We start from the raw sequence: 20,299 nt of genomic DNA on the forward strand, positions 1-20,299 counted from the left end.
CTTTATAAGTAGTTTAATCCACATCAGCTATGTCTCACTTTTCTCCTGATGACTTATCACTTGCCTTTTGCTTCATGAAGAATAAAAATACAAAAATATCGAATAAAAATTCAAAGAGGGCTCGCAGTGAAGGAACGTAGTACAGAACTGGTTCAAGGCTTCCGCCACTCAGTTCCCTATATCAACGCCCATCGGGGTAAAACGTTCGTGATCATGCTCAGCGGTGAAGCTATCGAGCATGAAAATTTTGCCAATATTGTCAATGATATCGGGCTATTGCACAGTTTGGGAATCAAACTGGTGGTGGTTTACGGCGCACGACCGCAGATTGACACTAACCTGTTGGCCCATAACCACGAGCCTCGCTACCATAAACATATCCGAGTTACGGACCGCACTACGTTGGAACTGGTAAAACAGGCGGCGGGTATGCTGCAATTGGATATTACGGCACGTCTGTCCATGAGTCTGACCAACACGCCACTTCAAGGTGCGCATATTAACGTCGTCAGCGGTAATTTCATTATCGCCCAGCCGTTGGGTGTCGATGATGGTGTCGATTACTGCCATAGCGGACGCATCCGTCGTATTGATGAAGAAGCATTGCACCGTCAACTGAATAGTGGAGCCATCGTCCTGCTCGGGCCAGTGGCTGTTTCCGTCACCGGTGAAAGCTTTAACCTGACATCGGAAGAAGTCGCCACCCAACTGGCGATCAAGCTCAAAGCCGAAAAAATGATTGGCTTTTGCTCCTCACAGGGCGTGACCAATGAACAGGGTAATATTATTTCCGAAATGTTGCCTGAAGCTGCGCAACAACGCATTCAGATACTGGAAGAACAAGGTGATTTCAACTCTGAAACCATCCGCTTCCTACGAGGCGCGACGAAAGCCTGTCGCAGTGGCGTGCGTCGCAGTCATCTGATCAGCTATCAGGAAGATGGTGCCCTGGTGCAGGAATTGTTCTCCCGCGATGGTATAGGAACCCAGATCGTGATGGAAAGCGCCGAACAGATTCGGCGGGCCACCATTAACGACATCGGCGGCATTCTGGAACTCATTCGCCCTCTGGAGCAACAAGGTATTCTGGTTCGTCGCTCACGCGAACAACTGGAAATTGAGATTGATAAATTTACCGTGGTAGTGCGGGATAATCTCACCATTGCTTGCGCAGCACTTTACCCTTTTCCGGAAGAAAAAATCGGTGAAATGGCCTGCGTGGCAGTTCATCCTGAATATCGGAGTTCCTCTCGCGGCGACCAGCTACTGCAACACATTTCAGCACAGGCCCGGCAACAAGGGCTAAAACGGCTGTTTGTATTGACCACCCACAGTATCCACTGGTTCCAGGAACGGGGTTTTCAACCGGCAGAAGTCGACGTACTGCCGAAGAAAAAGCAGGAACTCTATAACTATCAGCGCCGCTCCAAAATTCTGGTAACTGATCTCTAATCCGCTGTACTTTACTTGCGCGTGGTGCTCACTTCACCACGCGCATCATGTCATCAATATCTGAATCTGTTCGGCTAATCCACTGTAACGCAGAGTCGGTGTTTTCACTGCCCGACACAAAACAGGTATGTCCGTATACAGCGATAAACGCTCGCGGGCGCGGGTAATCGCGGTATAAACCAGTTCCCGGGTCAATACCGGCAGGAAGTGGTTCGGCAACGCCAGGGCCGTATGCTCAAACTCGGATCCCTGAGATTTATGTACCGTCATGGCATAAGCCGTTTCATGGCGTGGTAACCGATTGGGAGCCACGGACTTGGTACTGCCATCTGGTAACTGAAAGTAGACCCGCAAGTCGTTATTCTCATTCAACAACGCGATACCGATATCGCCATTAAACAATCCTAACACCGCGTCATTACGTTCAATCATGACCGGTCGCCCCACATACCAGTGACTGATGGAATTTGTACTGTGTCGTATCAGTCCGGCCTGATGTAAAGCTTGCTCAATTCGCGGGTTAAGTCCCGATACGCCAAACGGCCCTTCACGCAGGGCGCACAATTGGCGGTAACGCTGGAAAGCCCGCAGGATCGCTTCTGGTGTATCGTCGACGCCAATACGCGTCAGATAGTCACGGTAACCGGCGACAGCTTGAGACAACAACTGCTGGTAATCCTGATTATCAGCCAGCGGCTGACAGGTAATATCAGCATGCCCTTGTTGCAGCACACGTTGCACCTGTAGCTCATCACCGTCATTCACCGCCTGGGCAAGTTGGCCGATTCCCGACGATTGATCAAAACGATAGCTTTTACGCAGCAGGCAAATACTGTCTGCCACGCTGCGCTGCGTTTCTATCGCAGTATGTGTCAGCGGACAACCGGTAAGTCGGGACAATTGCTGACTGCGACTGCGGCTATAACCTTGTTCGGCCGAGCGACAGATATCACCCAATACGGCACCGGCTTCCACGGAAGCCAACTGGTCGCGGTCGCCAAGGAAAACGACACGGGCATGAGGAGGCAAGGCGGCTATCAAACTCGCCATCATTGGCAAGTCGACCATGGAAGCTTCATCAACCACCAGAACATCCAGATGCAATGGATTTTCCTGATGGTAACGCAGCCGGTTGCTATCCGGTACGGCCCCCAACAAACGGTGAAGCGTTGTCGCCTCTTGCGGGAAAACGTGCTGCTGTCCGGCACTGAGCAGCAGGTTGCCCAACGCTGCCCCCAATGACTCCGTCAAACGCGCCGCCGCTTTACCTGTCGGCGCGGCCAATTGAATACGCAATCGTGCACCGTGATGCAGTTGAACCAACGCTGCCAGCAATCTGGCGACCGTGGTGGTTTTCCCCGTTCCCGGGCCACCGGAAATCACGGTGATACGCCGTGTCAGCGCCACCGCAGCGGCAATTTTTTGCCAATCAGTTTCCGATGTAGCGACGCCAAACAAACTATCCAGCACCTGACGTACAGCCTGTTCATCAACGGGCTGATCGTGACGATCACTGGCAATGAACTGCGCCACCCGACATTCACTCTGCCAGCTACGCTGCAAGTAAAGCCGCCCGTGTTGTAGTACCAGCGGCGTTGCTGTACTGCCATCGCCCACCGCTGGACAAACTGACAGCTGACGATGCCACGCCGCTGTATCAGGCTCCCCGACCGATTGCCATACGGCCTGAGACAGCTCTGGATCACGCCCATCAAAAAAATCACGTGGATGCAATTGCGCCAGTGGTAAACAGACATGCCCTGCCCCGGCATGGTAGCTCAGACTGGCCGCAGCCAATAGCAAATGCGGTTGATCATCATCTGCCAGCATTCTGGCAAATTGCAGATCCAGCGAACGCAGTAATTGGCGCTGAAAAGCGGTTTCCAATAGATCAATCATGCCCGGCACGCTGTTCCCCCTCGCTGCCTTTCCCCTGAAATAGTTGGTCCATGCCTTCTACCAAACCCTGTGGTGGACAGCAGAAAAACACGCCATTTCCGGGATAGGCGACGTCAATACCCCGTAAAAAAAGATAGAACACACCGCCAAAATGCTGCTGATAATCATACTCAGGTAGCCGATGACGCAGGTAGCGATGTAATGCCAGGGTATACAATTGATACTGCAGATCATAACGGTGTTCCGCCATCGCCTGCATCATGGCAGACTGGGTATAAGCGCTGGCATCAGCCCCTAACCAGTTGGATTTGTAATCCAGCAGGTAATAACGCCCCTGCCAGCAAAACACCAGATCAATAAACCCTTTAAGCATTCCTTTGACCTGCTGGAATGCCAACGGCGGACATTGAGCAGAAAGAGGATCAAACGTCTTGGTCAGGCTATCCAGATTTCTGGCCTGCATCGCTTGCTGAATGGGCAGATAGAACTGCATTTCCGCCTGCTTATGTCCGTTATCCAACTCGGCAAGCTGAATACCGTCCTTATTCAGCGGGGTAGTCAGTATGGTTTCCATCCACTGTCTGAGTACCGAGCACCAGATCTCATCAATGCCGTATGCCTGTAGCTGCGTCATCAGCCAGTCATCATCAACGGGTTGGGTAAAATCCAACGATTCAAACAAGCCATGCAAGAAAGTGCCCGGCGAAGCGCCTCGGGGAAAAGTATGTGGCGTTAACTGTGACTCCGGCTCCTGCTGCCGCTCCCCCATGGCTTCGATATCAAGGCGGGGTAATAAATCCTGCACGACTGAAGAACCATGCTGCTGTAATCCGGAATAACTGGTCACCCGCCAGCCATCACGTAATACACGCGTATTCTGGCGCGCCTGCAACTCCTGCTGGTCTTCGATCAGTGGCTGCCACGGCTGCTCATCCTCCGGGTTCACCAGACAGGTGGTCACGCCATCCACTGCCATGCCATCCAGCTCGGCAATGAGCCCCGCGGCATCCGCTGGGACTCCCCGCTGTAACAGATACCCCAGAGCGCTCTGGTGCATGTCGCTATCCCCCTCTTTCTTCTGGGAACGCTGGTAAAGCGGAGCCACCCCGATACTACAGTGATAAATGGCCCGGGTCATCGCGACATAAAGCAGACGCAGATCTTCCGCCAAGCGTTCTTCTTCCGCCAGCGTCTGGCTCTCTTCACTATTTTGTAAATCCAGCAGTGCCTGAAAACTTTCCCGGTCATGATAAAGACCCTGCGACTGTTGCCGGAAATTACCGATAAAAGGCAACCATACCAACGGATATTCCAGTCCTTTGGATTTATGAATGGTGACAATCTGTACCAGATGCTGATCACTCTCCAGACGAAGCTGTTGATTTTCCGCCTGTGGATTGGGCTGCATAATCTGCTGCGATAACCAACGCACCAGTGCGTGTTCACTGTCCAGAGATGAAGAGGCTTCCTGTAACAATTCACCAACGTGCAGGATATCCGTCAGTCGTCGTTCCCCATCACGACTGGATAACAGATTTTCAGCCAATTGGTGACGGCGCATCAACGCCCGCAGCATCGGCAGTACACCACGCTGTTGCCATAGAAGACGATAGCCTGCGAATTCATCCACCAACGCATCCCAGTCCGCTTCATTATGATTCAACGCCTCTAGCGCCGGCGCATCCAACCCCATCAATGTGGTGGCCATGGCGCTGCGCAGTGTCCGTTCCTGCTCCGGGGCCAGCACAGCGTGTAATAGCCAAAGCACATCCCGGGCTTCAGGTGTGGTAAATACGCTATCGCGGTTTGAGAGATAAACAGAAGGAATATTCAGGCGGCCGAGCGCCTGGCGCACCAAGGTTGCTTCATGACGACTCCGTACCAGTACGGTAATATCCGCCGCCTGCACTGGCTGGCGTTTATCACCGTTCACCAGCCAGGCCTCGTGGCGTTGCCCCGCCATCAGCCAGTCACGGATTTGAGATGCACACTGTCGGGCCACTATCTGCTGGTATTCGCTCACACCGACACCTTGTGTTCCCGTTAACCAAAACTGCAATGCAGGACTCACGGCCCCCTGATACTCAAAGGACAGTGAGCGGTTGGACTCGGCCGGTTTGACCGCCATAAAAGGGATCTGCGAAAAAATAAATGGCGCATCGACGCGCTGGAACAGGCAATTGACGGCATTCACCATATCTGGGGAAGAACGCCAGTTGGTGTCCAATGTGTAATGTGCGGTCACATCGTCCCGCGCACGCATATAGGTAAAAATATCCGCGCCGCGGAATGCATAAATGGCCTGTTTGGGATCACCGATCATCAACCAGCCACATTGCGACTGACCGGCATACAAGGTGCGAAAAATACGGTACTGCTGGGTATCCGTATCCTGAAACTCGTCAATCATCGCCACCGGATAACGCTCGCGGATAGCCTGTGCCAGTTGCTCTCCCCCGGCCTGTTGTAATGCTTCATCCAGACGGGAAAGCAGGTCATCAAACCCCAATTCGGCCCGCCGTTGCTTCTCCTCACGTACCGAGCGGCGGATCTCTTTCAACGCCAACCAAATCATCAAATCCCGCAGTGACAGAGACTGCTGTAAAAACTGATCCACAGCATCAAAAACCGCATGTGATGGAGGTTCACCCTTGATCGTACGCTGATTCAGTTCTGACTGGCCAAACCGCTCCAAATCCTTGGGAAATTGATAGTCTACTGTTGGTTGTTCCTCGGCCCACTGGGTCACATTACGTAACCAGTTAGGTCGATTACGGCTGCTGTAACGCCGTTTGTCCACACCCGATGCACTGATTAACGCGTCCAGTTCCGGGGCAGCTTCCCGCCACTGCTGTTTGAAACCGTCGATAGTGGCAATGATTTTCTGATGCCGCTCTACCAACGTTTCACTTTCCTGCGGCGGCAGGCGCAGCGCAGGCGTATCACCATGCAAATAAGGCGTTAGTTCCTGCAACAGTTTTTCCGGCCCGCTCCACAGTGTCCCGATTACCCGCGCCATATCCAACGGCAGCGGGTAGCAGTAGCGACGCCAGAAATCAGCGCAAGCCTGACGACGCAATGGTTGTTCATCTTCCAGCAGACGCTGTTCAAACAACACCCCAGACTCGAACGCATTGCTGGTCAACATGCGCTGACAGAAACCGTGAATCGTGTAGATAGCCGCGTCGTCCATTTGCCGTTCGGCCATCAACAACGTTTCCGCGGCATCGGCCCGCGACGCTTCCGGGATCTCCGCTAACAATTGCGTCATCAATGGGTTATCACTCTGACGGCGGATACAGGCCAAACGCAGTTCATGGATCCGCTCACGGATACGCTCGCGCAGCTCTTCCGTCGCCGCTTCGGTAAACGTCACCACCAGAATTTCATCCACTGACAACGGGCGCAGATAAGCCGCTTCTTTACCCAACCCCAGCAATAAACGCAGATACAGTGCCGCCAGTGTGTAGGTTTTTCCGGTACCTGCCGAGGCTTCAATCAACCTTTCGCCAAACAATGGTAACGTGAAAAAATTCAGTGATTGTGGGGGCGCATTGGTCATTTATTTTCCACCTGCTCAATGGGCAGCGTTTTCTGCAACGACGACGCGTCGGGATAGATTTTCCATCCCTGAGGTGCCGCGTAATCCGCCTTATCATGATGACTACCGGAAACCTGAGACAGTACCGCCAATCCCTGCGGTTTCAACGCGTGTTGAAAAAAGTCGGCCAGTTGAGTGAGCGTTATCGCGTTCACCTGTTCGATCAGCTTTTGCCGCGTGTCAAAGGCAAAGTTTTCCCGCTCCAGATCGTTGCGCAGACGACCAGCTTCTTCATCCAGCGTCTGCGGACGCTGGCGCAATTCGTTAATCAATCCCCGTTTATTCTGTGCAAACTCGTCTGGAGCCATCGTTTGCAGGCGCTCCCCGGCTGTGGCATAGAAATTTTGATAACGCTGAAACAGATAAGCCGGTTGTCGGCTGTTGCTTTGCAGCAGAAAACCAATACCCCACTGACGACCGATGGAGAACGGCGTGGCAAACACCGCATATCCTAACTGTTCTTGTGTCCTGAGCTGGCTATAAAACCAGGGATGCAAGATTTGTCCCAGCAAACTGCTATAGGCCATACCCTGTACCTCATCATAGCCAGCCGGAATGTAAACCGCCGCCAGCGCAGAATCTGTACTGCTGCCCACCTGTTGCAGAGTGGCACGCTGAGTCTGGGTAATTTTCACTTTTTTGCTTCGCCACCACTGGACGCCGCCACAGCCCAGACGCTTTTTCAGGCTCTGCGCCAGACGGACCACATCATCCGGCAGCACGTTTCCCACCACCATCATTTCCGGTGTAGCTTGTTGCAGCAGCGCGTTGCGATAATCCATTACATCTTTCAGTTGTATGCCCTTGAGCAACTGACGGCGTTCTGAGCGTTCCGTGTAAGGAACGTGGGACAGCGCCTGTATCGGCTGTATCGCTTGTTCATACGCTTTAGCCTTATCTGCCGCATCCAGCTGTTGGGCATACCAGGACTTTGCCTGCGCTAACTGCTCTTGCGTAGGCGTAAACGAGGAGTAGACATCAATTAACGACTGCAATAATTCGGGTAGGTGCTGGGTATAGCCACTGGCCTCCATAACCACGCCACCATTACCGCCGGTAGAAAAACCAATGCCACCCACCGATGCTTGATAACTCAGTTCATCCAATGCCAACCCGGCCAGATAATCATGCAGTGCAAACAACACTTGATGACGAGCCGTATCGTCAGCCATTTTATTGCGTAACAGTAGGGTGATATTGGCTTTCGGTTCATCCGCAAAGTAGCGGCTGGGCATATACAGCACACGCAAACCAGGTTGTTCCAGCAACATTTTAGGATGGTCAATCGTGGTATTCGCTTTGATCAACGAAAAATCATTCGGAATATAAGGGTTGGTCGCAGGCAACGTCAGGTTGATACTCTTTTCCTGTTGTTGCCATTTGGCTATCTGGTCAGCCCTGATTTTGTCGACTTGATAAGGTGCCTGAACGAAGTAGGCCATTTTGTTATGCGGCTCATCTGGACTGATAAACCAGATACGGGCGTTCTGTGGCGTCATATCGTCCAGCCTTGCCGCAATAGCTTTGGGATCATAATGATCGGCAAGATAAGACGCGTCCAGGGTATGTTCAATCGGAACACGCAGCATGGTATCCACCAGCCACTCGATATAGCCCATATCACGATTGATCGAAGGATAACGGAAATCCACATTCAGTACATGCGCGATCTCATCAAAATAGCGTGGCTGAATCCCGTCCTGACGTATTCTGTGCAGATAACTGAAGATCGCGGCAATCACCTCATCTTTCTGCGCCAGTCCTTTATCCGTAAGATTCGCGGAAATAGTCAATATCCCGCTATTACGCTCAACCATGGGATTGGCACCCGCGCTGATCGAGTCCACCAGTCCCTGCTTCTGTAACCAGTCTGAAAGTGTATTCTGGCTGCGATTACCAATCAAATAACTGATATAGGTATCTGTTTTGCTTCGAAATGCCTGACTATTATTCTCAATTCTGAATTCAAGGCGCAGCTGCTTTCGTGGTTGAGCCGGCACGTAGTGAATAATGACACCGCGCTGTTTTTCAGTCACAACCGGTACCGTAATCTCTGGTACATGGGCTTGATGGTTGGCAATACGGCCAAAGGTTTCTGCTGCGGTTTTGGCCATTTCCCCCAAGGGTTTATTACTATAGATAACGCCCTTCATCAGGTTTGCGGAGTAATAACGCTGGTAAAAACGGACCAGTTCATCATGCAGATTGCTGCCTGGTTTATCACGCAGGGTTTCCAGATTCCCCCCCGCGAACCGAGAACCGGGGTGTGCCGGGTTCAGTGTCTCAGCGCTCACCTGTGACATTCTCAATCCGTCTCGTGAACGGGCCATAGTCAGTTCGGCATTGACGGCATGGCGTTCACGATCAGCATTGACCGGATCCAATAAAGGCTCCGCGATAGCATCTGCCAGGCGATCGACCGCGGGTTGCAAAGCATCATTTTCAACTTCCAGATAAAACGCGGTACGGTACGATGCGGTGCTGGCGTTATGGCTGCCTCCGTGTTTTTTCAAAAACTCGGACAAGCTTTCCGGCTGCGGATAACGTTTGGATCCCATCAACAACATATGTTCCAGATAGTGCGCCAACCCGGGCTGGCTCTTCGGGTTATCCAATGAGCCGACCGGCAGTGCCAGCGCGGCCAGAGAACTGGTTGCCTGCGGATCAGAAACCAGAAGCACCGTCATGTCATTGTCCAACTTGATCGCTTGATATTGCCGCGGATCGTTGGCGCTTTTATTGATGGTTTGCGGTAAAACCTGCCAACCGGTATCGGCCCAACTGATCGGAAGCCAGAAAATCAGTAACAACAATCCGGTGATCCAGACATACTGTCTACGCATGCAACGCTCCAAATACTTCACGTGGATATACTCACTTTCTTGCCGTACTGATTAAAACGCACCGGTGGTAACAGCCAGGTTTGCGCCGCATCAATAACCTGCTCCACCCGTTCACTGTCCATGATACGGATAATCCGCTGGAGGTGATAATCCTCCCCTTCGCCCAATATCATCCGGTTTCCCTGCCAGGCATCCAGCAGTTTGAGCCGGGCTTTTTGCCGAATGGCTTCATCTGACGACAGACGGTCAGCTTCGCGATCATAAACTTCCGTCAACCAGGCACTACCTGACCGATTAAGCAATAACAGAGGCTTATTCATTCCCTGTTGATACCCGTCGACCATCACTGCCAGGAATTCCCGCGCCAGCTCTCTACTCAAAGCCGGGAAGCGCCAACCGGTATCCTGACTACCATAGCTACGGCTCTCTCCCTGTCCGCCCATCAGGCAATAGGCCAAATGTTCCAGCCACAACATCATGCCGTCTTTCATCGCCAACTTGCCGGGGCGCCAGCGTAACAAACCATCATGCTGAACCTGCGTCAGCCAGCCTGTTATCCGTACGCCATCCAACTCGATATCCAGTTCCTGACTACCGAGCGGATCAGGTCGCCACTCTTCACGCACCTTGGCGGCCAGTTGGCCCATTTCTTCCTGCTGAGTCTGCCAATACAGTTGACCAAAAGCACCGTAAGGTAACTCTCCTGCCGCCCGGACATGCTGATACAAACGTTCAGCATCGCCACCATTAATCAAGGCATTGAGCAGTTGAATATTCATCTGATAACGGTTCAGACCATCAACCTGAAAAGGTTCCTCTTCCTGCATGTCACTTCCTTCCAGCAGGAAACTCACCCCCAGACGCATCTGGAAGAACGCTTTTATCGGATGGCGGTAAAAGCGACTTAAATCATCCAAGGTTATCTCGTGATACGTTTCATGCGGTAAAGGATGATCAAAAATCGGCTGACTTTCTCCCTGACGGCCTGCCGCCGCCAGCCATTCCGCCGCAAAACTTTGCGGAACCGGATCCGGAATAAAATTGACGGTATCGAACGGCATCCGTGAATGTTCATGCCACAAATGTGCTATTACCCTGTCTGCACTGGCATCAATATCCAGATCCTCGTCACCGGGCAGATAATGGCTTTGGGCAATATAGTCCATCAGTTCACTGACCAGCACAGATGGAAAACGCCGGGTGTTATCCTGTATTGAACGTCCGATAAAACTGATATAGAGACGCTGTTGAGCAGAAAGCAACGCTTCCAGAAACAGATAACGATCATCATCACGGCGACTACGATCCCCCCGACGAACCGGCCGGGTCATTAAATCAAAACCTAATTGCGGGAGTGTTCGCGGATAGACGCCGTCATTCATACCCAGCAGGCAGACAACATTAAAGGGGATAGAACGCATCGGCATCAGGGTACAAAAGTTAATTGCCCCGGCGAGAAAACGCTGACTCAAACGCGCCTGATCAAGCTTTCTGGCCAGTTCATCCCGCAACAACGTGATAGGAACCACCTCGGGGTAACGGGACTGCTCTCCCATATTGATAATCTTTTGCCACTGTTCTTCGATCAGTGTTAACGCGGCTTCGGTATCATCATCCGGTTTAAAGAAGGTCTCCAATAATTGACGACACAGCGGTTGCCATGCCTGTATTTCACGGGTTTGACGCAAACATTCCCGCCACCGGCTAAGCTGCATCAACAGTTCGGCCAATTGCCCAGCCAGTTCGGCTATCAAACCACTGGATTCATCGTAGGGTAATACGCCTTGCCAGTCTCCTGACTGGCTATCCATCGCATAACCGAGCAGCATCCGTGTCAGGCCGAAACGCCAGGTATGCTGACCAGTGGCAGGCAGGTTCAGATCTCGAACGTTATCATCGTCCAACCCCCAGCGAATACCCGACTCGGCCACCCACAGCCGCAACCGCCGCAGACCGTCTTCATCAATGCCAAAACGCGCTGCCAACGCCGGGACCTCCAGCAACGCCAGCACCTGTTCCGCAGTGAAACGGCTGTCAGGAAGCTCCAGCAACGAGAGCACCGCCTGTAAGGCCGGATGTGCATGGCGAGCTCGCTGGTCTGATATAGAGAAAGGCAAGTAGCGCTCTTCAGGCGCATTCCCGAATACCGCCTGAATAAACGGGGAGTAGCTGTCAATATCCGCCACCATCACAATGATGTCCCGTGGCATCAATTCAGGATGGTCCGCCATCATTGCCAGCAATTGATCATGCAGGACCTCAACTTCGCGCTGGGGGCTATGGCAGGCATGCAGAGAAACCGAGTAATCATCGGGCAACAGTTGTCGCTTCTGACGGCTGTTTTCCAATGCCTTCTGATCGGTGGCAATTACGCTGTGATTTTCCAGATCAAGAATATCGTGCTGAAGAGTCGAAAGCAGATTATGGGCATCGATATCCACGAACGCATCAATACTGCGCACCTCATCCAGTTGTTCCAGCAAATAGAGATGATCACGCCCCAACTTGCCCCATGAGGCAAGTAACGGATTTCCCACGCTCGACTCGCCACTCGCCTTGAATAAGGATTCAGCCTGATTGGGCTGACGAAACAGAGGCCGACTCATCGTCGTTATCTGGCTGTTTTGATACAGCAACCGTTGTCGACGCTTTAGTTTGGCCAGAAAGGTTTCATCCTGAATATCACTCCAGTAATCCCGGCATGGGTTGGTAAACAAGAGATGGACATCAATATGCTGCCCCAATGCCCGCAACGCCTGCAAATATATAGGGGGAAGCGCCGAAATACCGCAGATAAATACTCGCGTAGGTAATCCCGGCGGGCATGCGTCGGCACGCGCCAGAAGACCGATAAAACGTTCATAAAGACTGGCATGATGCCATCTCGGTTGTCCCAATTGATGAGTGTAATCCACCAGCGCACGCCAGAGAGGAGCCTGCCACTGTTGCGCATCGCCGATGTCTGCTACCCATTCATTCTTTTGCCAGCACGTTATCCAGTCAGGACGATAAATCAGATACTGATCGAACAGATCGGCAATACGCCCGGCCAACTGGTGCAGTTTGCGTTTGTCAGCATCTTCTTGTAGATAGTGCGCCAACAGGGTGAACGCCGGATCCTCCAGATGTTGTGGCAGCAAATGCATCAGCTTCCAGGCCATGGCATCTTTACTGAAGGCACTCTCTGGCGGAATATCCGGCATCAGAAGACGATACATCTCCCACAGAAACACGCCTGGTAAAGGGAATCGGATATTGGCGGCAATGTTGAAACTGTTTGCCAACTCTATCTGCAACCACTGCGCCATACCTGGACTCTGAACCAAAATCACTTCCTGCTGGAAGGGATTACTCAACGGTTGCCTCGCGATCAACGCTGCCGCTACGTCTTTTAAAAGATCCAGCCGATTTGAATGATAAACCGTGAACATCCTGACTCCTGACCATCCACTGCCATTTAAGGTGTAGTTTGCGTCTGCACGCCCAAAGAATTTTCCGCTACGATACGGCAAAACCAACGGGTAAGTACGGCCCGGTAACGATAAGGAGTTACTGTGGTTACAGTCACGCTATGACACGCCGTGGTACGGACTTGCTCTGTCAGTGTCATTGACCACCCTGACGGCAATGAGATGACCCGCACCTCTTCCCCGGCGGCTGAACCATAAACATCTAGCTGCTGATGTGCGAATCGCCAGGCCTGACGCTGCTGCCATTGATGCTGTAACAACTGTTGAAGCACCTGATGATATTGCAATAATCCAGCCAGCGAAACTGCAAACAACAAAGCCGCAACCAGTGTTTCCGGTAAACTGAACCCTTGCTGCGCCGACGCCAATCCGCTATCACTCACTGGCACACTGACTCTCCTGCGATTCAGGGCAGGAATCAAACCATCCCTGAGCTAATGGGCGCAAGACCAGACCAGTGGCTGAAGCCAGGCTTTCCACCCGGTGATAGAGCAATAACGGTGTGGTCTGTGACGAAAACGCGCCTTCACCCCGCAGAATGCCACGGCCATTTTCCGGCGAAAGTCGCAGACAAACCCGCAGTATTTCCGCAGATAACCGCTGACACTGCCAGTCGCTTTGGTCTCCCTGCCACTCGAGACTTAACCCCCAACTCAGTGACGAAAGCGCTCGATTGAACGCCCGCCAATATTGTTGTTCATCGCTCCCTATTTGCACCGTCGCATCTAGTTGCCGCTGTAATCCTCCCAACAGCAACAATCCGATCATTAACAGTAACATCACCATCAACAATGAGCTGCTTCCGGCCTGACTATCCTTTTTCATCATTTAGCCTCACGACCAGACGGCCAACCTGCTGCTTAATCTCAGGTCGTCGCGACCAATATCCCGCCAGTTGTATCATATAACGCGCGTTATCTCCGCCGCTTTGCGGCAGAACCTGAAATTGCGTTATCGTTACTTCATCGGGGTCGAGAAGTTTTTCCCAGCGTTCGCCCTGACATAAGCTTCTACCGGTTTGAACCTCCAGCGCGCCGGAACGTAAGCGGTAACTAAAAAATTCCGCCTCCGGCTGATCAGTCTCATCCCATTGTCCATTACGATTAACGTCGTAAGCCACCGTCAGGCAGTTTTGCGCCGGGTTTACCGTATCCGGGATAAGGGTTAATGCGCTCCCGTTACAGGTACCAGCACAGAAACCGGCCCGGCGGATGTCTTTTTCAATGCTGAATAATGCCTGACTGAGAAGCTGCTCCAGCCGGAAATAATGTGCGCTATTCTGACTCTGAGCGCGCAGCACCGGATAAATCTGTGCTGTAGAAAGTATAATCAAACTACTCAAACCGAGAGCCACCATCATTTCCAACAGGGTAAAGCCGCTTTGCCCGCACTGATTATGGTTATGGTTGTTCAGCATACAGAAATCGCCAGCACCGGTTGGGATTCGCTGCAAAGCCGTAATCGCCCCCGAACCGAAATGACCAACCGCACGCGCCCTGCAGGATTAGACAGCGTCAAATGTCCGGATTGCGCTGTATTGCGAAATCCATAAAATAAAAATTGATCTGCCGTTGTTTCTGCCAAATCAATGTGCTCCGCTGAGCGAGTGTAATACTTGGAGCTATCTGGCGGGCAGACCGGCATTTCCGGGCCACTGCCAACACACCAACGATCCCCGCTCTGTTTGATCCAAACCGAATATGTTTCATTATGCCAATAGGCATTAGCCTGAATGCGGGCAATAAAGCTCAGCAGTTGCCGAGCGCCTTGTTCCAGTATTAATGCCTGACGATATCCCAGCCAGCTGTGTAATCCACCCCCGGCCAATAATCCCACGATTGTCATTACCATTAATAATTCAGGCAGGGTAAACCCCTGCTGCCATCCTTTGCGTTTTTTCATACTCACAGTGTAGAGGACGAAGACCGGAGCGACAGAACGGCGTACTGCTTTTCCAAAGCAGTACGCAATGTTTTTCTGCAAACAGGTAACGGTGGAATAGTGGTGCGTAATTGTCTGGAAAAAAACATGAAAAAACCGCCCTAAAGGCGGTTCAGATGGGCACAGCTGGATTAGATGGCAACAGGTGCTTTGATGGCGGGATGCGGATCATATCCTTCAATATCAAAATCTTCAAAACGATAGTCAAACAGTGAAGCCGGACGACGTTTGATCACCAGTTTTGGCAGTGGACGTGGCTCACGACCAAGTTGAAGATGTGTCTGATCCATATGGTTGTTGTAGAGATGAGTATCACCCCCGGTCCAGACAAAATCACCGACCGCCAGGTCACACTGCTGGGCCACCATATGAACCAATAAAGCATAACTGGCAATATTGAACGGCAGGCCAAGAAATATGTCACAAGAACGCTGGTATAACTGACAGGACAGTTTTCCGTCAGCCACATAGAACTGAAAAAAGGCATGACACGGCGCCAACGCCATCTGATCCAGCTCACCAACATTCCAGGCCGATACGATAATACGGCGAGAATCCGGATCCTGTTTCAGTTGGGTCAGCACGTTTGTCAACTGGTCTATATGGCGACCATCCGCCGCCCCCCATGAACGCCACTGCTTGCCATATACAGGGCCGAGGTCGCCGTTGTCATCGGCCCATTCATCCCAGATAGTGACACTATTATCATGCAGGTAACCCACATTGGTATCCCCATTCAGAAACCACAAGAGCTCATGAATGATAGAGCGTAGATGGCAACGTTTGGTCGTCACCAACGGGAAGCCGTCCTGCAGATTGAAACGCATCTGATGACCAAAAATCGACAGTGTACCTGTGCCAGTGCGATCGTTCTTCGGCGTCCCTTCATCAAGCACTTTTTTCATCAATTCCAGATACTGTTTCATACAACCTCGTCTAAAGATTAATAATCGCCGTTATTGTTTTGCAGACTGATGCCGATACGCCCATATCATCATCAGAATCCCCACCAGCACCATGGGAATGGACAGAATTTGCCCCATACTGATAATGCCGTCGAACAACCCCAGTTGAGCATCCGGCTGACGGAAAAATTCGACAAAAATACGGAAAAGTCCATACCCGATCAAAAATAGACCAGAGACACTCCCCATCGGACGTGGTTTGCGGATAAAAGTATTCAGAATGATAAACAGCACCACACCTTCCAGCAGCATCTCATATATTTGCGAAGGATGGCGGGGCAATAGGCCATACTGATTAAAAATCGCCTGCCATTTAGGGTTAGTGGCGGCCAACACCATATCTTCACTGTGGGAACCAGGAAACAGCATTGCCCAAGGCGTATCTGTCGTGACGCGTCCCCATAATTCACCATTGATAAAGTTACCCAAACGCCCGGCACCCAAGCCAAATGGAATCAATGGCGCGATAAAATCCGCAACCTGAAAGAAGTTGCGTTTGGTACGGTGAGCGAACCACAACATCACCGTAATAACTCCTATCAGCCCACCATGAAAAGACATCCCCCCATCCCATACCTTAAATAGGTAGAGCGGATTCGCGATGAACAAAGGGAAAGCATAAAACAACACATAACCTAAACGACCACCAACAAACACACCGAGAAAACCAAAATAGAGCAGGTTTTCAACTTCATCTTTCGTCCAACCGCTTCCTGGCTTGTTTGCCCGGCGTACAGCCAGCCACATAGCGAAGACAAAGCCGACCAAATACATCAATCCATACCAGTGCAGCGAGACTGGCCCAATAGAAAAGATCACCGGATCAAACTTGGGAAATACCAAATAGTTCGTCGTCATCGATCACCACATCTCGTTGTTTTGTCCCTGATTACGGGGTTTTTGATAGACAGGAGGAAGAAACGACATTCTTCCACACACTGCGGTTGCGCATCATAACATAGCGCACCAGGACAAGCGGCGCAGTTGCAGGAAAAGATCTGTAAAATATGGGTTCAGTTAAAGATGGCTAAGCTAAAAACGAGCTTGATAAAACCGTGCCGACAGACGCCACATCTTCACATCCCCCCTAATATGAAAATATCAGGTAATGATTAACGGCCACCGCGAATCAACCCTCCCAGGCCACGCTCTTCAATGAAGATCGAGGCCCACTGCCGCACTTCGCTGGCCGTTTGTGCTTTCAACACTTTACTCGCCAACAGTTGCGCCTCTTCTTGCTCGATATGTCGCAATAAGTATTTCACGCGCGCCACACTGCGCCCGTTCATACTCAAGGTCCGGTAGCCCAACCCCATCAGCAATAACGCGCCCATCGGCTCTCCCGCCATTTCACCGCACACAGAAACCGGCAGGCTATAGCGCTGACAAGCGGTAATGATCATGTGTAATGCCTGCAACATGGCCGGATGAAGGCTGTCATACAGCGATGCCACATGAGGATTATTGCGATCAACGGCCAACAGATACTGCGTTAAATCATTGGTTCCCACCGAAACAAAATCAATACGCGCAGATAGATGCGGTAGCAGGAACAGCACTGACGGGACTTCAATCATGATACCGATACGGGGTCGAGGTTGCAGGAAGCCCAGCATCTCTTCCACTTCTCTGGCGGCCTGGTCAATTAGCCTTCGGGCCTCATCGATTTCATCCAGACTGTTAATCATCGGCAGTAAAATATTCAAGTTGCCAATATAAGCGTTGGCACGCAGCATCGCCCGCACCTGAATCAGGAATATTTCAGGCTGATCGAGTGTGACACGAATCCCACGCCAGCCAAGGCAAGGATTCTCTTCACTAATGGGCAAATACGGTAGTTGTTTATCAGCACCGATATCTAACGTACGCAGCATAACCGGGCGCGAAGGATAGAGACGCAGCATTCCTTCATATTGTGCCATCTGCTCATCTTCTGATGGGAAACCGTTCTGTAGCATAAACGGAATTTCAGTACGATATAGCCCGACACCATCAACCTGATTAATAAAGTGTTTTTCATGCTCGGCACTTAACCCGGCATTCAACATCACGTTTACCCGTTCGCCACTTTTCAACATGGCAGGACGGTCCATATCATCTTCAGTCAACCGGGTCAGTTCATCTTCCTCACTGATAAGTCGCTGGTATTCCTGAATCAGCACGGGTTCCGGATCTACCAGCAGTTCGCCGCGATAACCATCCAGAATCAACATACGCTGATGTAGCAATTCTGGTTGTATATCAGCGCCCATCAACGTCGGAATCCCCATCGCCCGCACCAGGATAGCCGCATGAGAGTTGGCCGCACCATCATAAACCACCACGCCAGCCAACCGTTCCGCCGGAAGTTCAGCCAACAGCGTCGCTGTCAGTTCATCAGCGACCAGAATAAAGCGCTCCGGCCACTGCGAAATACTTTGGGCATTATCATCAAGGTGAAACAGTAAACGTTGGCCCAACGCCCGTAAATCCCCAGCCCGCTCGCGCAAGTAGGTATCCTTCAGGACAACAAATTGCTCGGCAAAGCGTTCAATAACGACTTTGACTGCCCATTCCGCCGCGTTACCCTCCCCCACTTCCTGAAACAACTCTCGCTTCAAGCGGGCGTCATTCAATAAATGAGAATAGAGATCAAAAATAGCCGCGCTTTCTTTCTGTGCACCCGCGGTGAAACGTTTACTGAAGCGACGGAACTCGGCGGTAGCCTCTTCAATAGCCAAGAGTAAACGGGAACGTTCCCGTTCGGTATCCAAAGTAGAGGTGGGGAAAACCTGATCCAGCGAAGGTTGGCTACAGTCTTGCCAGCCCGGAGCAATCGCCACGCCAGAAGAAGCAGCCAGTGCCTTTATACGGGTCTGCCGATATTGTCCAAATAACGCTTTCATTTGTGACTGTGACAGAATAGCCGCCATCTGAGTGGCCAGCGTCACCATAAAAGATTCTTCATTCATGTCAAACTGGCGGTGCTCGCACTGCTGAACAACCAGAACACCCAACAGTTGACGGCGATGAATTATTGGCACACCCAGGAAGGAGCGAAAACGCTGTTCTTTAACCGCAGGAATGAATTTGAAACTAGGATGGCTTTGCGCATCCGCCAAATTGATAGGTTCGGCCCGCTGCCCCACCAGACCAACAATACCTTGACCAAAAGCCAACGTAATAGTGCGACCCCGAGGCTTTTTCAACCCCCGGGTCGCCATCAGGTAATAACATTGGCGATCATGATCGGCCAGATAAATGGAACAGACCTCTGTATCCATCGCCAGACAGGTTTCATTGACCAAAATATCCAGCGCATCATTCAGTTGAGCTGTAGCCGCGACTTTCTCGATAATTTCTCGCAAACGCGTGAGCATGATGTACTGAATTATCCTCTTTTTCGTCTGGAACCTGATGACATCCGGGCAGCAGCATTCTCCTGTAACTGTATAACTGGAGTGATAAACTCCTTCATCACCCGCCGATAAACATCCCGTTTAAAAGAAACCACCTGACGTACCGGATACCAGTAGCTCACCCAACGCCAACCATCAAACTCAGGTGTGTTACTGCTTTGCATATTGATATCTGATTCATTACACATTAACTGTAGCAGAAACCATTTTTGCTTTTGCCCGATACAGACTGGTTTTGTATCCCAACGCACCAAACGTTTTGGCAATTTATAACGAAACCAGCTACGGGTGAAAGCCAAGATACGGACATCTTTCTTCCGCAAACCAACTTCTTCGAACAGTTCACGGAACATCGCCTGTTCTGCACTTTCACCTGGGTTTATCCCACCCTGGGGAAACTGCCAGGAGTGCTGACCGTAGCGACGAGCCCAGAGAACTTGCCCCTGCCGATTACAAATCACAATTCCAACATTCGGGCGGTAGCCATCATCATCGATCACCGGACTACCTCAATAAACGTAAAATGCAAAGATAAGCTGATTGTTTCACACTCCCGCCAGACGGTAAACCACCGCTTAACATCGTTGACTTTATAATAAAATCTCGGTAACTCACAGATAAGATCAAAGTTATAAACATACAAAGCGTCATTGTATCGGTTTATTCACTTTTTCTGTGGACATCTTTGTGAAGAACATCATGAAAAAGTGAGTAAAACTTCTTTCTCTTG

General features: G+C 51.3%; 13 protein-coding genes. 1 reads left to right on the top strand and 12 read right to left on the bottom strand.

Annotated elements, in window-relative coordinates:
* Nucleotides 1-126 precede the first annotated feature (126 nt).
* Nucleotides 127-1,452 carry an amino-acid N-acetyltransferase gene (argA, locus tag RS889_RS17600; protein ID WP_290181956.1) on the top strand — a complete coding sequence of 442 codons (1,326 nt, stop codon included), beginning with the start codon at nt 127-129 and terminating at the stop codon, nt 1,450-1,452.
* Between the two features lie 45 nt (nt 1,453-1,497).
* On the opposite strand, the gene recD is transcribed toward argA, so the two are convergent.
* The 12 genes from recD to rppH all read right to left on the bottom strand — a co-directional run bounded on the left by recD (nt 1,498) and on the right by rppH (nt 20,069).
* On the bottom strand, nt 1,498-3,351 hold the full coding sequence (gene recD, locus RS889_RS17605; protein WP_315711107.1) for an exodeoxyribonuclease V subunit alpha: 1,854 nt from the start codon (nt 3,349-3,351) through the stop codon (nt 1,498-1,500).
* Nucleotides 3,344-6,913, bottom strand: a complete 3,570-nt coding sequence (gene recB / locus RS889_RS17610) for an exodeoxyribonuclease V subunit beta (protein ID WP_315708166.1) — start codon at nt 6,911-6,913, stop codon at nt 3,344-3,346. Before recB ends, recD begins: the two co-directional genes overlap by 8 nt.
* Complete coding sequence (gene ptrA, locus RS889_RS17615) at nt 6,910-9,795, bottom strand: pitrilysin (RefSeq protein WP_315708167.1); 2,886 nt, start codon at nt 9,793-9,795, stop codon at nt 6,910-6,912. Before ptrA ends, recB begins: the two co-directional genes overlap by 4 nt.
* A 17-nt stretch (nt 9,796-9,812) precedes the next feature.
* On the bottom strand, nt 9,813-13,226 hold the full coding sequence (gene recC / locus RS889_RS17620; protein WP_315708168.1) for an exodeoxyribonuclease V subunit gamma: 3,414 nt from the start codon (nt 13,224-13,226) through the stop codon (nt 9,813-9,815).
* A gap of 26 nt (nt 13,227-13,252) precedes the next feature.
* Nucleotides 13,253-13,654: a prepilin-type N-terminal cleavage/methylation domain-containing protein gene (locus RS889_RS17625; RefSeq protein ID WP_315708169.1), complete on the bottom strand. Its 402-nt coding sequence runs from the start codon at nt 13,652-13,654 to the stop codon at nt 13,253-13,255.
* The gene (locus RS889_RS17630) at nt 13,641-14,093 is read right to left on the bottom strand and encodes a DUF2509 family protein (protein ID WP_315708170.1); all 453 of its coding nucleotides are present in this window, start codon (nt 14,091-14,093) and stop codon (nt 13,641-13,643) included. The genes RS889_RS17625 and RS889_RS17630 overlap by 14 nt, the downstream gene beginning before the upstream one ends.
* A complete protein-coding gene (locus RS889_RS17635) occupies nt 14,077-14,682 on the bottom strand; it encodes a prepilin peptidase-dependent protein (protein WP_315708171.1) in 606 nt (201 codons plus the stop codon). The genes RS889_RS17630 and RS889_RS17635 overlap by 17 nt, the downstream gene beginning before the upstream one ends.
* Nucleotides 14,676-15,167 (bottom strand): prepilin peptidase-dependent protein, encoded by a 492-nt coding sequence (locus RS889_RS17640; RefSeq protein ID WP_315708172.1) that lies wholly within the window; start codon nt 15,165-15,167, stop codon nt 14,676-14,678. Before RS889_RS17640 ends, RS889_RS17635 begins: the two co-directional genes overlap by 7 nt.
* A gap of 170 nt (nt 15,168-15,337) precedes the next feature.
* Entirely contained in the window at nt 15,338-16,132 is a 795-nt protein-coding gene (gene thyA, locus RS889_RS17645; RefSeq protein ID WP_021014841.1) for a thymidylate synthase, read from the bottom strand.
* A 30-nt stretch (nt 16,133-16,162) separates the two neighbouring features.
* Complete coding sequence (lgt, locus tag RS889_RS17650; protein WP_315708173.1) at nt 16,163-17,029, bottom strand: prolipoprotein diacylglyceryl transferase; 867 nt, start codon at nt 17,027-17,029, stop codon at nt 16,163-16,165.
* Between the two features lie 254 nt (nt 17,030-17,283).
* Complete coding sequence (gene ptsP, locus RS889_RS17655) at nt 17,284-19,530, bottom strand: phosphoenolpyruvate--protein phosphotransferase (RefSeq protein ID WP_021014839.1); 2,247 nt, start codon at nt 19,528-19,530, stop codon at nt 17,284-17,286.
* A gap of 11 nt (nt 19,531-19,541) precedes the next feature.
* Complete coding sequence (gene rppH / locus RS889_RS17660; RefSeq protein WP_315708174.1) at nt 19,542-20,069, bottom strand: RNA pyrophosphohydrolase; 528 nt, start codon at nt 20,067-20,069, stop codon at nt 19,542-19,544.
* Nucleotides 20,070-20,299: the final 230 nt, after the last annotated feature.

It is taken from the genome of Brenneria uluponensis, from assembly GCF_032395385.1.
GTDB classification, from domain to species: Bacteria; Pseudomonadota; Gammaproteobacteria; order Enterobacterales; family Enterobacteriaceae; genus Prodigiosinella; species Prodigiosinella aquatilis.

What these genes read in the sequence shown, in the direction of transcription:
- recD (WP_315711107.1), bottom strand. Translation starts at nt 3,351, where the DNA reads ATGATTGATCTATTGGAAACCGCTTTTCAGCGCCAATTACTGCGTTCG.
- recB (WP_315708166.1), bottom strand. Translation starts at nt 6,913, where the DNA reads ATGACCAATGCGCCCCCACAATCACTGAATTTTTTCACGTTACCATTG.
- ptrA (WP_315708167.1), bottom strand. Translation starts at nt 9,795, where the DNA reads ATGCGTAGACAGTATGTCTGGATCACCGGATTGTTGTTACTGATTTTC.
- recC (WP_315708168.1), bottom strand. Translation starts at nt 13,226, where the DNA reads ATGTTCACGGTTTATCATTCAAATCGGCTGGATCTTTTAAAAGACGTA.
- RS889_RS17630 (WP_315708170.1), bottom strand. Translation starts at nt 14,093, where the DNA reads ATGATGAAAAAGGATAGTCAGGCCGGAAGCAGCTCATTGTTGATGGTG.
- RS889_RS17635 (WP_315708171.1), bottom strand. Translation starts at nt 14,682, where the DNA reads ATGCTGAACAACCATAACCATAATCAGTGCGGGCAAAGCGGCTTTACC.
- RS889_RS17640 (WP_315708172.1), bottom strand. Translation starts at nt 15,167, where the DNA reads ATGAAAAAACGCAAAGGATGGCAGCAGGGGTTTACCCTGCCTGAATTA.
- thyA (WP_021014841.1), bottom strand. Translation starts at nt 16,132, where the DNA reads ATGAAACAGTATCTGGAATTGATGAAAAAAGTGCTTGATGAAGGGACG.
- lgt (WP_315708173.1), bottom strand. Translation starts at nt 17,029, where the DNA reads ATGACGACGAACTATTTGGTATTTCCCAAGTTTGATCCGGTGATCTTT.
- ptsP (WP_021014839.1), bottom strand. Translation starts at nt 19,530, where the DNA reads ATGCTCACGCGTTTGCGAGAAATTATCGAGAAAGTCGCGGCTACAGCT.